Below are 13,570 nucleotides of genomic sequence, written 5' to 3' on the forward strand. Positions count from 1 at the left end.
CCCTCAACATCCTCGACGTAGCGGGGAACCTGGCGCTGACCAAGCCCATGATCGAGGCGTTCAAGACGGCACACCCCGAGGTCATCGCCCACGTCACCTACACCACCGGAACCGCACCGCAGCTCGCCTCCAAGGTCCAGGCCCAGCAGCAGGCCGGCAACGTACAGATCCACCTGGTGCTCACCGGCACCGACGGCCTGGCCGCCGGCATCCAGAAGAGCCTGTGGTACGACCTCAAGCCCTACTACCACACATTCTTCCCCGACCTGATGGCCAACTACCAGGCACCTGCCGCAGCCATGACGACCCTGGCCCAGGACCAGGGCATCGAACTGGTCTGGTACCCCTCGGGGCCCCTGCTGGAATACGACCCCGCAAAAGTCGCCACCCCGCCCGCCACCACCGACGCCCTGCTCAGCTGGGCACAGGCCAACCCCGGGAAATTCCAGTACGCGCGCCCCGCGAACTCCGGACCCGGCCGCACGTTCCTGATGGGCCTGCCCTACCTCCTCGGCGACTCCGACCCCACCGATCCGACCAACGGCTGGGCCAAGACCTGGGCCTACCTGACCGAGCTCAACAAATACGTCAGCGCCTACCCCGCCGGGACAAACAGCGACGATGAAGAATCTCGCCGCCGGCACCGTCCACATGGTCGCCTCCACCACCGGCTGGTACATCAACCCCCGCGCCCTGGGCACCGTCCCGCCCAGCATGAAGATCGCCAAGTTCACGACCTTCACCTGGGTGTGCGACGCCCAGTACGGCACCGTCCCCAAAGGCGTCTCACCCGACGAACTCACCGCCACGCTGCGCCTGCTGGCCTGGATGCTCACCCCCCAGCAGCAGGCATTCGCCTACGACACCGGGTACTTCTACCCGGGCCCAGCGGTCAAGAACGTGCCACTGAGCAAGGCCCCGGCCTCCTCCCAGCAGGTCGTCGCCCAGTACGGCGACGCGGACTTCGACACCTGGATGACCCAGTACCCCATCAAGAACTCCCTGCCGGCGACCACCCAGGTCACCGCCTTCGATCTGTGGGACCGCAGGATCGGATCAACCAAGTGAACGCGGTGAGCCCCATGACCCGCACGGCCCCCGACCCGCAGCCTCCAGTCGGCAGCCGCCCCGACTCCCAGTTGCACGAGCTGCACCTTGAAGGCGTCAGCCGGGCCTACGGAACGCATCTCGCCCTGCACCCGCTGGACCTGACCCTGCACGGCGGCGAGTTCCTCGCCCTTCTCGGCCCCTCGGGCTGCGGCAAGACAACAGCCCTGAACTGCCTGGCAGGCCTGCTCCCCCTCACCGCCGGGCAGATCATCCTGGACGGGCGGCGCATCGACACCCTGCCCCCCGAAAAGCGGGGCTTCGGCATGGTCTTCCAGAACTACGCCCTCTTCCCTCACCTGACGGTTCGCGCCAACATCGCCTTCGGCCTGAAGATGCGCAAGGTCCCCAAAGCGGAGAGCGAACGCCGCGTGAACGCGGTGCTGGACCTGGTCAGGCTCACCGAGCAGGCCCGCAAGCACCCCGGGCAGCTCTCCGGCGGTCAGCAACAACGCGTCGCCATCGCCCGCGCCATCGTCCTGGAGCCACCCCTGGTCCTCATGGACGAACCGCTTTCCAACCTGGACGCCACCCTGCGCCTGGAGATGCGCACCGAGATCCGCCGCATCCACCAAGAACTCGGCCTCACCACCGTCTATGTGACGCACGACCAGGAGGAGGCACTGTCCCTGGCCGACCGCCTGGTCGTCCTGGACCAGGGCCAGGTCAGCCAGATCGGCACCCCCGCCGACCTGTACGAACACCCCGCCAACGTCCATGTCGCCGCATTCATGGGCTACCGCAACCTGCTCCACCTGGAGATAGCGTCCGCAGACGCCCAGGGCGCGCTCGCCCGCGGGCGCGGCCTGGCGCTGCGCGGCACCCCGGTGGCCGGCCGCGCCCTGGTACCGGGCGAACCGGTCGTGCTCGCGATCCGGCCCGAGGACATCCACCTCACCCAGCACACCGAGCACGCAGACATCGAAGCCGTCGCCGAGATCGTCGAATACCACGGACGGCAACTCCACGTCGAAGCCCTCACCCGAGGCGGCGACCGCATCCACTTCAAGACCCCCACCCAGGTACACCCCCTCGACAGCGTCTCCCTCACCATTCCCGCCGACCGGGCCCTGGTCTTCCCCCGGAAGCCGCACGAGGCGACCACGTGACCAACACCACCCTGACACCGCCCGGACCCGCAGCCGATCCCCCCGCGCGGGAACGCGCCGCCCTGCGCCACCGTCTGGCCGCACGCGGCCTTGACCGCACCCTCCTGCTGCTCATTCCCGCCCTGCTGGCCGTGTTGGCGCTCTTCTGCTACCCCTTCCTCTACGGCCTGCAGCTCTCGTTCCAACCCGCCAAGGGCGACTTCCTCGCCTCCTACCGCGCCTTCTTCAGCAACTCCTTCGCGGTCGGGTCCATCGCCACCACCTTCAAACTTGCCCTACCCGCCACGCTCATCAACGTCGGCGCCTCGGTCCCCCTGTCCTACCAAATGCGCCGCGACTTCCACGGCAAACGCCTGCTCCTGGCGCTGCTCGTCGTCCCGATCACCCTGGGCACGGTCCTTACCGCAGAGGGCATCCTAGAATTCTACGGACCCGTCGGCTGGTTCAACCAGACCCTGCAACTCCTGGGACTCACCAAGACACCCGTACAGCTGACCTTCAACTACTGGGGCGTACTGCTCTCGCTGATCATCAGCGGCTTCCCCTTCGCCTTCCTGCTCACCCACTCCTACCTCTCCGGCATCCACCCCGCCCTGGAGCGCGCAGCCGCGACCCTGGGCGCAGGCCCACGGCAGCGCTTTCGCCACATCACCTTCCCGCTCCTGCTGCCAGGGCTGATGACGACGTTCTGCCTCACCTTCGTCCTGGCGTTCGCCGTCTTCCCCTCCGCGCTCATGGTCGGCGACCCCGACGGCAGGACCCACGTGATCTCCATCGAAGCCTACGAAGCCGCCCTGGAACGCTTCGACTACTCCCAGGGCTGCGCCGTCGCCATGGTGATGACCGCCTTGATGCTCGCCGTCATCGGCATCGCAATGGGACTGCGCTCACGCCTGTACCGCGGATCGACCGGAGGCAAGGGATGACCACCACCCCGACAGGTACCGCACCTCGACAGGCGCCGTCCCGCCCGCCAGCCACACGCAAAGGCGTGGCCCTGCGCCCTGGGACCTGGCTGGTCTGGGCCCTCCTCGCGTTCTTCTTCGTGAACCTGCTGGGTGTCATCGGCTCCGTCGTCCTGGACTCCTTCGGCCGGACCTGGTTCAAAGGATGGCTGCCGCACGGCTACACCCTGTCCTGGTACAGCCAGTCCTGGAACGAGTTCAACCTCGGCCAAGTGCTGTGGGTCACCATCGAAGTCAGCTTCCTGGTAGTAGCCCTGTCCCTCCTGCTCGCAGTACCCGCCTCCTACGCCCTGGCCCGCCGCGACTTCCCCGGCAAACGCGCACTGACCATATTGTTCGTCCTGCCCATCCTGGTCCCGCCCATCGCCTACGGCATCCCCCTGGCCACCGTCCTGTACAAGTTCCACCTGGCTGGATCCCTCACTGGTGTCGTCCTCGCCAACCTGGTTCCCTCCATCCCCTTCGTCGTGTTCACGATGACGCCCTTCATCGAACAGATTGACCCCGGAATCGAATCGGCCGCCCGCATGTGCGGTGCATCCACCCGCGCAGTCCTGACCCGCATCCTCACCCCCCTGCTCCTGCCCGGCATCCTGGCCGCCAGCATCCTGGTCCTGGTGCGCACCTTCGGCATGTTCGAACTGACCTTCCTCACCTCGGGCCCCACCAGCCAGACCCTGATCGTGTCCCTGTTCTCCGCCGTCTTCTCCGCCGGCATCCGCACCCCCCAGTCCATCGACGCCATGGCCGTCATCTACACCGCCACCATGGCCCTACTGCTCCTCATCGCCCTGCGCTTCGTCAATCCCACCCAACTGGTCGCCCGCACCCCGGACTGACTTCGTCCCTGCGAGCACACCCGGCAGAGCACCCCTTGGCCCCGCGAACAGTCCCCGCGCCGAAACACCCCTGGAGGCATAGTGCCCAAAGCTGACTGCCCATCACCACGCACCCCGACAAGGTGATGCGCACCGTTCTAGTCACCGGGGCAGGTGGTGCGATCGGCGGAATCCTCCGACGGGGGCTGCCGGAACTCGGCTGGCACGTGCGCGGGCTTGACCTGATCCGACCACCCGACGCAGACCCGGACTGGAGGGTCGGCGACATCACCGACCCCCTCACGCTCCGCACTGCCATGAACAGTGTTGACGCCGTGGTGCACCTTGCCGGCATCCCCGGCGAGGCACCTTTCACCGACCTTCTGCACGCCAACATTGACGGCACCTACCAGGTCTTCGAAGCCGCCCGCCAAGCAGGAGTACGCCGCATCGTCTACGCCAGCAGCAACCACGCAGTCGGCTTCCACCCGCGAGCGGCATCCATCGGCATCGGAGTCCGCCCACGCCCCGACACCCTTTACGGCGTCACCAAAGCCTTCGGAGAAGCACTCGGCTCCCTCTACGCCGACCGCCACCACATGGAGGTGGCCTGCGTCCGCATCGGTTCCTGCTTCCCGGAACCGACCACGGTACGCATGCTCTCCACCTGGCTCAGCCCCGACGACACGATAAGACTCACCCACGCCCTCCTGACCGCCACCGATCTCCACTACGAGATCGTCTACGGCATCTCCGCCAACACACGCGCCTGGTGGGACCTGACGCCCGGCCGGCACCTGGGCTACCACCCACACGACGACGCGGAGCACTACGCCACCGCCGTGCTCGACGCGTGCGGCCCACTGGGGCCCGATGATCCTGACACACTCTATCTAGGCGGCCGCATGACCCTCGGCTGACTCACAGCTGCCACCGCCTACGGGACAGAGCCCGGTGAACAGTGAGCCCGTTTCATCCTGAAGTGGCTGGTAGGGGGTCTGGTGTGGTGACGGCTGGGTGTACTCGTGCTGGCAGGGGAGCATGATCGCCGGGCTTGATCGTCCGCCACGGATCCTTGGGTGACTGTCTGTTCTTCCCGTATGCCGGGTGCGGGTCGCCTACGATCCGTAACAAGAGCACTACTCGAGCAGCAGGGGGCTCAGTGGACCCGGTACTGCAGCGGATCAGCGCGCGGCGCGCCTACCTCGCCGAGCAGGTCGAACTGCTGGGCAAGCAGCTGACGGAGGCCCAGGCCGAGCTGGCCCGGGTCGTCTCGGCGGAGCAGGTCGTGGGGCAGTTGCTCGCCGAGCACGGGGCGGCCGGGGAAGAGGATCCGGCCATGGTCGCCGGCGTGGAGCCGTCACGGGTGGTGCCCTACCGCAAGGATGCGGCCGGACCTGGTGATCTGTCGGCCGAGTACCAGCGGGTGCTGGCGGAGATGGCGGAGGCGGGCGCCCCGGTGCGGTGCAAACAGCTGTGCGAGCGGCTGGGGATCGGCACCGAGCCGCGCAAGGTGGAGGCGATGCGCGCGCGGACGAAGCGCCTGACGGACCGGGGCTGGCTGCGCGAGACGGCTCCGGGACTGTTCACACCGCCCAGCTGATCCCCCCGCAGGCCCGGTCGGTGCCGAACGGCTGGATCGGGCCGTAACAGCGTGGCCCCCGGCGGGTGTTGGCGTCGTGTGACCAACAACAACAGCCCGGCCGAGGGCTCACCCCCACTGATTTACCAAGTCAAACTCTCCCTGTCCACCAGCGTGGTGAACCACGTCGCAGGCCTGATACGGGCTCGGCGCAAGGCGATCGACTCGCGCTGGCGCAAGCTCGACCCGGGGCGGCAGGCCCTGCTGGTCCTGGCGTTCCTGCGCCATGACCAGCGCCTGGCCGACCTGGCCGGCGGCAACGGCATCTCGGCGGCGACCCTGCGGCGCTGGGTGATCGAGGTGATCGGCCTGCTGGCTGAGCAGGCCCCGCGGCTGGACCGCGCCTTGAAGAAGATCGCCGCGAAGGGCGGTGTCGTGGTGCTGCTGGACGGCACTCTGGTGCGCACCCGACGCCGGACCGGGGACCGGGACCGGCCCAACTACTCGAGGAAGCACAAGGCCCACGGCCTGCTCTTCCTCGCCCTGACCGACGAGAAGGGCAACCTGATCTGGATATCATCGGCCGCACCGGGACGCTCCAGCGAGATCACCACCGCCCGCCGCAACAAGATCACCGCGCAGCTGCGCAAGGCCGGCCTGGGCGCGATCGCCGACCTCGGCTTCGTCGGCCTGGACGACGACCCCGAGAACCCCGTGATCATCACCGGCCGCAAGGCTGCGCGCGGCAAGCCGCTGACCGCCGCCCAGAAGGAGGCGAACCGCCTGGTCAGCCGCGAACGCGCGGCCAACGAGCACGGCTTTGCGAACTTGAAGGCATGGCGCGTGCTGACGAAGGTCCGCATGAGCGCGGCGTACGCGACCACGCTGCTGCGGGCTTTGCTGGTACTCACCGGCCTCCAGGCCACCCGCTGACAGATGATCAAGCCCAGCGATCATGCCGCCCTGCCAGCACGAGTACACCCAGCGGTCACCACACCAGACCCCCGACCAGCCACTTCAGGATGAAACGGGTTCAGTGCGCGCAGGACTGCGCCAGACCATCACCATCGCGTCCCGATCAGTTCGATCGCGATGTGGAACTGGCTGCTGACGGTGACAGCGGCCGTGACATCCTCCCCGACAAGACGGGGTGGAATGTCATGGCGCCAGGATCTCAGGTGGACTTGGCTCGCAGCGGGCGCAGGGCTTCGGCGACCCGGGTGAGCTCCTCGAACATGGCCGCGGCTGAGGAGGTCATGACCTCGTTGGGGATCAGGCCCTCCTCCTCGCTGATGAACTGGTGAACGAACGGAATGGAGACAGCCTCGGCGAGCGGGGTCATCTTGAGGGTGGTCACCACCTGCTTGATCATCTGGGCGGCTCTGGTTCCGGCCGACACCCCGCCATAACTGACCAGTCCGACCGGCTTGTACTGCCACTCGGTGTGCAGGTAGTCGATGGCGTTCTTCAGCTCGGCGTTGTAGCCGTAGTTGTACTCCGGCATCACGAACACGAAGGCGTCCGCCTCGGAGACCTTGCTACTCCAGTCACGGGTGTGCTGGTGGGTGTATTGGCCCAGCCGCGGGTGGTGCGGCTCGTTCATGAAAGGCAGGTCCACCTCGGCCAGGTCCACCAGCTCGACCTCAGCGAAGCCGCCGTGCGCCCTGGCCTCCTGCTCGATCCACCCAGCCACCGTTGGTCCGACCCGCCCCGGACGGCTACTCGCCACGATGATCTCCAGCTTGGCCATAGTGGTCTCCTTCATGGGTTGCTCGCCTTTCGCCGTTCTGACAGTTTTGGGGTCTCAGGCGGCGGCGTTGGTGCTGGCGGCGGCCCATGCCTGTTGGACGGCGCGGATTTCCTGCTCGGTGGGCTGACCGAGGCTGTCGCTCAACTCGGGTTCCTGGGTTGTCAAGGGGGTGCGGTTCACGGTCGTGGGAGCTGGTGTCCGCTCAGGCGGCGCTCGGCGTCGGGTGGAGGGTGGTTTCGCGCACGACGGTCCGGGCTGCGTGCCGAAGGTGCTTGAGGAGGTTGTGGGTCAGTCCCCACAGGCCCAGTTCGGTCTCGACCATGTCGCCGCGGTAGTTGAGGTGGCGGCCCAGGCGGTTGAACAGTTGAGCGAAGACCGGTTCGATGGTGCCCGACCTCAGCTTGTACAGCTGCTTGGCCTGGTCAGTGGCCATGTGGTCGGCCATCGGCTGCCAGCCGTCCGGCACGGTCTTGCCGGTGGTCGGCTCGCCACCGCTTTGCGCGGCTCCGTTGTGGACCGCCACGTACAGGTCGACCTCGGTGGGGGCGGTGAAGTTTTCGGTGGAGGCGTACCCCGCGTCGAACAGCCCCTTGCCGATGCCCTCGGTGATCCCGGCGGCGTCCAGGTTGATGCGGGCCGCTTTGAGCAGGGGGTGCAGGGCGGCTACGTCGACCGGGTTGTCGTGGAGGAGCATCGCCACGATGATCTGACGCCGGCTCGCGAGTGCCTGCAGGTTGTAGGCCTGCAGGTAGCCGCCGCCGGTCTTGGCGGGCATGGTCCGCGAGCGGGGGTCGGTGGTGTTGGCCTTGGGTACCGCGCCCTTGTGCCGGTCGGCCTCCGCGCGGTGCAGGGCCCGGTCGGCCCGTTCCACCGCGCAGCGGGCGGCGATCACCGCGGGGGCCCGGTCCAGGGGCAGCGGTGGCCTGCCGGGGCCTGCCTTTCCTCCCGAGGCCTTGGCCAGCTGCCCGGCCCGGCGCCGGTCGATCATGGCCTGCTGGGTCGCCAGAACCTGGGACAGATGCTCCTTGGCGGTGTTCGCGCAGGTGGTGGCCCTGTCGAGTGCGGTGCGGGCTCCAGCGGTGTCGCCGTGCCGGTGCGCCAGCGCCTCCCGGGCAGCTCTGGCGCGTTCGAGCTTGTCGAGTGAGCCCGTTTCATCCTGAAGTGGCTGGTAGGGGGTCTGGTGTGGTGACGGCTGGGTGTACTCGTGCTGGCAGGGGAGCATGATCGCCGGGCTTGATCGTCCGCCACGGATCCTTGGGTGACTGTCTGTTCTTCCCGTACGCCGGGTGCGGGTCGCCTACGATCCGTAACAAGAGCACTACTCGAGCAGCAGGGGGCTCAGTGGACCCGGTACTGCAGCGGATCAGCGCGCGGCGCGCCTACCTCGCCGAGCAGGTCGAACTGCTGGGCAAGCAGCTGACGGAGGCCCAGGCCGAGCTGGCCCGGGTCGTCTCGGCGGAGCAGGTCGTGGGGCAGTTGCTCGCCGAGCACGGGGCGGCCGGGGAAGAGGATCCGGCCATGGTCGCCGGCGTGGAGCCGTCACGGGTGGTGCCCTACCGCAAGGATGCGGCCGGACCTGGTGATCTGTCGGCCGAGTACCAGCGGGTGCTGGCGGAGATGGCGGAGGCGGGCGCCCCGGTGCGGTGCAAACAGCTGTGCGAGCGGCTGGGGATCGGCACCGAGCCGCGCAAGGTGGAGGCGATGCGCGCGCGGACGAAGCGCCTGACGGACCGGGGCTGGCTGCGCGAGACGGCTCCGGGACTGTTCACACCGCCCAGCTGATCCCCCCGCAGGCCCGGTCGGTGCCGAACGGCTGGATCGGGCCGTAACAGCGTGGCCCCCGGCGGGTGTTGGCGTCGTGTGACCAACAACAACAGCCCGGCCGAGGGCTCACCCCCACTGATTTACCAAGTCAAACTCTCCCTGTCCACCAGCGTGGTGAACCACGTCGCAGGCCTGATACGGGCTCGGCGCAAGGCGATCGACTCGCGCTGGCGCAAGCTCGACCCGGGGCGGCAGGCCCTGCTGGTCCTGGCGTTCCTGCGCCATGACCAGCGCCTGGCCGACCTGGCCGGCGGCAACGGCATCTCGGCGGCGACCCTGCGGCGCTGGGTGATCGAGGTGATCGGCCTGCTGGCTGAGCAGGCCCCGCGGCTGGACCGCGCCTTGAAGAAGATCGCCGCGAAGGGCGGTGTCGTGGTGCTGCTGGACGGCACTCTGGTGCGCACCCGACGCCGGACCGGGGACCGGGACCGGCCCAACTACTCGAGGAAGCACAAGGCCCACGGCCTGCTCTTCCTCGCCCTGACCGACGAGAAGGGCAACCTGATCTGGATATCATCGGCCGCACCGGGACGCTCCAGCGAGATCACCACCGCCCGCCGCAACAAGATCACCGCGCAGCTGCGCAAGGCCGGCCTGGGCGCGATCGCCGACCTCGGCTTCGTCGGCCTGGACGACGACCCCGAGAACCCCGTGATCATCACCGGCCGCAAGGCTGCGCGCGGCAAGCCGCTGACCGCCGCCCAGAAGGAGGCGAACCGCCTGGTCAGCCGCGAACGCGCGGCCAACGAGCACGGCTTTGCGAACTTGAAGGCATGGCGCGTGCTGACGAAGGTCCGCATGAGCGCGGCGTACGCGACCACGCTGCTGCGGGCTTTGCTGGTACTCACCGGCCTCCAGGCCACCCGCTGACAGATGATCAAGCCCAGCGATCATGCCGCCCTGCCAGCACGAGTACACCCAGCGGTCACCACACCAGACCCCCGACCAGCCACTTCAGGATGAAACGGGTTCAGTGGTGCTCTACTGCAGGCCTGCCCGGCCACCGATGCCCAGCCGGCTGGGGCGGATCGGTGGCGTCGGTACCGGGTCTGCCGTCCTCGGTGGTGAGGTGGACCTCTGATGAGTCCAGTCACGCAGGGGCCCGTTCGCCTCGATGCGGGTGAGCGCGGAGGCGAGCCACTGCAGCAGGGCGTGCTTCTTCCCTCACCGAGGCCAGCCAGCTCGCCCTGGACCAGGGCGACGCCGAACCCACCGAGCCCTGACACCCGGGCCGCCGGCCCACGCCGCTGCCGCGGGTGTCCCCGCCTTCGGGGACTACCCGGCGGGCACCGGCGGGATCGCGACCTGGACCGTCACCAACAGCCAGAGGACGTTCGACCGAGCGGACCGCCCTGCGCCTGGTCCAGCAGGACGGCACGTGACTGGTGGCCCAGTCCGCCACCGTCCACGACAGCGACCTGCGCCCGGGCGACTCCACTTGCGCCGCCCTGTCCGCACCTGCCGGAGGGGGTCGCCCCCCTTCGGCAGCCGGTGATGGGTCAGGGGAGGTTCCACCGTTGGTTGGCGCCGCCGTTGCAGGTGTAGATCGTCAGTCTCGTGCCGTTCGCGGTTGCGCTCGCCGGATCGTCGAGGCACTTGCCGGAGCCGGGGTTGACCAAGCTGCCGTTGGCCTGCGACTGCCACACCTGGGCGGAGCCGCCGTTGCAGGTGTAGAGCTCCACCTGGGTTCCGTCAGCAGTGCCCGCGCCTGTGACGTCCAGGCACTTGCCCAGGACCCGCAGGGTGCTGTCGGCCGATACGGTCCACGCCTGGGCAGTGCTGCCGTTGCAGCCCCAGAGCTGGATCGCCGTGCCGTCCGCCGCGCTCGCCGCGTTGTCGTCGACACACAGTGCGGTCGACAGAGCCGAGGTGATCGGACCGACATGAACGGTGGGAGCGGTGCTTGCGCCGGTCCACTGCTGGTTGGCGCCGCCGTTGCAGGTGTAGAGCTCCAGGCCGCTGCCATTGGGGTTGGCGGAGCCGGTGACGTCGAGGCACAGGCCGGACTGGACGCCGGTGATCGTGCCGTCGGCATTGCGGAGCCACTGCTGGTTCGCGCCGCCGTTGCAGTCGTAGATGTCGACGGGTGTGCCGGTCGTGGTTCCCGCGCCGAAGGCGTCCAGGCACTTACCCTCCAGGCCCAGCGCCTTGGTCGAGGCGTTGTAGGTCACGCTCTGGTTCGGACCGTTGTTGCAGTCCCAGACCTCCACCTGCACACCGTTGTAGTTGCTGCCCAGCGGCAAGTCCGCGCAGCGCCCGGAGAGTTTGCTGACCAGGGGTGCCCCGATGGTGCCGTGCCCGGTGGTCGGGGTGACCCGCAGGACTGCGGAGCCCTGGCTGGGGAGCGAGGTGCTGTAGGAGGTGGTGGAGGTGCCGAGGTCGGTGTGGCTCCACAGGTTCCGGATCGTGGCGCTGCCGGTGAAGCCCAGGTCGGAGAAGTTCGCGGTGACGTTGGCCGTGGTGCCGGCGAGGTTGAACAGGCCCACGGTGTAGGTGCCGTCGCCGTTGTAGGCCCACCAGGTCTGCTGCTGTGCGCCTTGGACTACCGGGTGGGCGGGTTTGCCGGAGCGGTCGACGCCGAGGATCTCGTCGTTGGTCAGTAGCGCCAGGTCGCCGGAGTCCATTTTGGTCAGGTCGGTTCCCAGGACCAGCGGGGCTGAGGAGATGGCCCACAGGCTCATCTGGGTCCTGCGCTCGTCGTCGCTCAGCCCCACGGAGGAGCCGTTGCCCAGTTCGACCGAGTCCGGGTCGGCCCAGCCGCCCGATCCGTCGTACTGCACCCAGGCCGGTAGATCGTTGAACCGCACCGAGACCTTTCCCCAGTTGGTCAGGGTGCTGCAGTAGCACTCGATGTCGTCGTCGACGCGCCAGCCGTTGGCCAGGCTCTTCCAGGTCGGGCCGTTCTTGACGTCCAGGGAGTTCGACAGCTGGAAGTGGATGGTGCGGCCCGACTGGTTCAGGGCCTGCGACCAGTGCTGCACGTCGGCGATGTCGCCGCCGGAGCCGCCGACCCCGTCGATCTTGAGGTAGTCCACCCCCCAGGACGCGTAGAGATCGGCCCACGAGTTGAGGAACGCCTGTGCGGCCGCGGGGTTCTTGGCGTAGTCGATGTAGTACATCGCGCCTTCGTGGAAATTGTAGTTCGGCTCGTAGCTGGTGGTGTTGGAGACGATGTCGCGGGCGTGGAACGAGGTTCCCTGGATCGGGGTGTTCTGGTTGTACGCGGCCACCGGGATGCCCGGGGTCACGTACATGCCGAACTTCTCCCCCTTGGCGTGCACGTAGTCGGCGACCGGCTTCATCCCGTGCGGGAAGTGGGCCGGGTCGATCGCCCAGCGCCCGTAGGTATCGACGGTGGTGCCGGGGTTGAGGTAGTAGAAGTCGTCGACGTTGATGTAGGTGAACCCATGGGACACCAGGCCGCTCGACGCCATCGCATCAGCCTGCGCCTCGATGTTCGCCTCGGTCGGGTTGTACCGGACCGAGCTCCAACTGCTCCATCCCGCCTGGGGCGTGGCCGCCGCGCCGTTCCCCTCGGCGACTGCGGGTGCGGCGGTAACGCCCACACCGAGCAGGGACGAGGCGAACAGGGAGGCCGCACCCAGGAGCCCCCACCTGCCCCGGTTCCTCCTGCTGCCGGAAATCCGGGTCGATGGCTGCGGAACAGAACTCACGCAGTGCTCCTTCCAGAACGGTGAGGGGAGGACCTGGATGCCCGACTCATGACGAGCAAGAGGACTCGTCGCATATTGAAAGGTTCTGGTGAATTACTGTCAATGATTCTGACGTAATCCAACAAAATTACGCAGGTGGCGTGACGAAGCACCAGGTCGGGCAACGGAGCTCATCGTTGGGTTGAGCATCTGCAACTCGGAGGCTCGCTGTAGTTGGCAACCTCGGGTCTGGCGGGTGGAAATCATGAGCCGGTCGGCGAGCGCCGCGATGAGCACCGAACGTGATGCCTCGCACGCCAGCGTCCTGGCCCAGATGCGCACCCTGCACGCCTCCTCCCTGGACGCCGCGGAGCAGCGCTCCCAGGCCAGTGTCGAAGCGATCCACCTTCGCTACGCCGCAGCCCTGGTGCGGCTGCAGGCGCGCTGTTGAGCTCTTCGTCCAGGCGTGAGGACACAGGGCCGAACCTCGATCGCCTAGGCGCGCCGGGTCGCGGCTCCCCGCCGGGCCCGTACCCCAGGCCCAGGTGCATCGCGAGCTTCGTTATCGCCGATTGTTTCGCCTCAGAGGTCATGGCCGCCGTCTACGCGGCCAGCGCCGTTGCACCAGTGGTTGCGACCCAGACCGTCACGACTGTCCGCACCCCGATCCCGGCGGCGGTGGTGCGGGCTGACGAGGGGTGCGCCTGCCCGGTCGGCCTGGTGGCCCTGAACGGGCGGGAGCCCCCGCTTTCGGACGGAGGC

General features: G+C 68.1%; 13 protein-coding genes and 1 pseudogene. 11 read left to right on the top strand and 3 right to left on the bottom strand.

The window, feature by feature from the left end:
- Positions 1–47: 47 nt before the first annotated feature.
- The 8 genes and pseudogenes from ACXKR8_RS01140 to ACXKR8_RS01175 all read left to right on the top strand — a co-directional run.
- Positions 48–536: pseudogene (locus ACXKR8_RS01140) on the top strand (extracellular solute-binding protein); the annotation flags it as partial.
- 85 nt (positions 537–621) lie between these two features.
- Positions 622–1,068, top strand: coding sequence for an extracellular solute-binding protein (locus ACXKR8_RS01145; protein WP_462100747.1), 447 nt, complete (start codon positions 622–624; stop codon positions 1,066–1,068).
- 14 nt (positions 1,069–1,082) lie between these two features.
- Positions 1,083–2,216 carry an ABC transporter ATP-binding protein gene (locus tag ACXKR8_RS01150; protein ID WP_458271038.1) on the top strand — a complete coding sequence of 378 codons (1,134 nt, stop codon included), beginning with the start codon at positions 1,083–1,085 and terminating at the stop codon, positions 2,214–2,216.
- Complete coding sequence (locus tag ACXKR8_RS01155; protein WP_458271039.1) at positions 2,213–3,142, top strand: ABC transporter permease; 930 nt, start codon at positions 2,213–2,215, stop codon at positions 3,140–3,142. The genes ACXKR8_RS01150 and ACXKR8_RS01155 overlap by 4 nt, the downstream gene beginning before the upstream one ends.
- Before the next feature lie 65 nt (positions 3,143–3,207).
- The gene (locus tag ACXKR8_RS01160) at positions 3,208–4,020 is read left to right on the top strand and encodes an ABC transporter permease (protein ID WP_458271040.1); all 813 of its coding nucleotides are present in this window, start codon (positions 3,208–3,210) and stop codon (positions 4,018–4,020) included.
- A gap of 125 nt (positions 4,021–4,145) precedes the next feature.
- Positions 4,146–4,919 carry an NAD-dependent epimerase/dehydratase family protein gene (locus ACXKR8_RS01165; RefSeq protein ID WP_458275275.1) on the top strand — a complete coding sequence of 258 codons (774 nt, stop codon included), beginning with the start codon at positions 4,146–4,148 and terminating at the stop codon, positions 4,917–4,919.
- A gap of 242 nt (positions 4,920–5,161) precedes the next feature.
- Positions 5,162–5,602, top strand: a complete 441-nt coding sequence (locus ACXKR8_RS01170) for a hypothetical protein (protein WP_458271041.1) — start codon at positions 5,162–5,164, stop codon at positions 5,600–5,602.
- A gap of 78 nt (positions 5,603–5,680) precedes the next feature.
- Positions 5,681–6,514 (top strand): transposase family protein, encoded by an 834-nt coding sequence (locus ACXKR8_RS01175; RefSeq protein ID WP_458271042.1) that lies wholly within the window; start codon positions 5,681–5,683, stop codon positions 6,512–6,514.
- A 241-nt stretch (positions 6,515–6,755) separates the two neighbouring features.
- Here ACXKR8_RS01175 and ACXKR8_RS01180 read toward each other — a convergent pair whose 3' ends face one another.
- Together ACXKR8_RS01180 and ACXKR8_RS01185 are read right to left on the bottom strand one after the other, a co-directional pair.
- Positions 6,756–7,331: an NADPH-dependent FMN reductase gene (locus ACXKR8_RS01180; RefSeq protein ID WP_458275276.1), complete on the bottom strand. Its 576-nt coding sequence runs from the start codon at positions 7,329–7,331 to the stop codon at positions 6,756–6,758.
- 202 nt (positions 7,332–7,533) lie between these two features.
- Positions 7,534–8,553 carry a hypothetical protein gene (locus ACXKR8_RS01185; RefSeq protein WP_458271043.1) on the bottom strand — a complete coding sequence of 340 codons (1,020 nt, stop codon included), beginning with the start codon at positions 8,551–8,553 and terminating at the stop codon, positions 7,534–7,536.
- A gap of 119 nt (positions 8,554–8,672) precedes the next feature.
- Between ACXKR8_RS01185 and ACXKR8_RS01190 the strand changes: the two genes are divergently transcribed.
- The gene (locus tag ACXKR8_RS01190) at positions 8,673–9,113 is read left to right on the top strand and encodes a hypothetical protein (RefSeq protein WP_458271041.1); all 441 of its coding nucleotides are present in this window, start codon (positions 8,673–8,675) and stop codon (positions 9,111–9,113) included.
- A 78-nt stretch (positions 9,114–9,191) separates the two neighbouring features.
- Entirely contained in the window at positions 9,192–10,025 is an 834-nt protein-coding gene (locus tag ACXKR8_RS01195) for a transposase family protein (protein ID WP_458271042.1), read from the top strand.
- A 629-nt stretch (positions 10,026–10,654) separates the two neighbouring features.
- On the opposite strand, the gene ACXKR8_RS01200 is transcribed toward ACXKR8_RS01195, so the two are convergent.
- On the bottom strand, positions 10,655–12,829 hold the full coding sequence (locus ACXKR8_RS01200) for a ricin-type beta-trefoil lectin domain protein (RefSeq protein WP_458271044.1): 2,175 nt from the start codon (positions 12,827–12,829) through the stop codon (positions 10,655–10,657).
- A gap of 244 nt (positions 12,830–13,073) precedes the next feature.
- On the opposite strand from ACXKR8_RS01200, the gene ACXKR8_RS01205 reads away from it, so the two are divergent.
- Entirely contained in the window at positions 13,074–13,259 is a 186-nt protein-coding gene (locus tag ACXKR8_RS01205; RefSeq protein WP_458271045.1) for a hypothetical protein, read from the top strand.
- Positions 13,260–13,570: the final 311 nt, after the last annotated feature.

This window comes from Streptacidiphilus sp. PAMC 29251 (assembly GCF_054208735.2).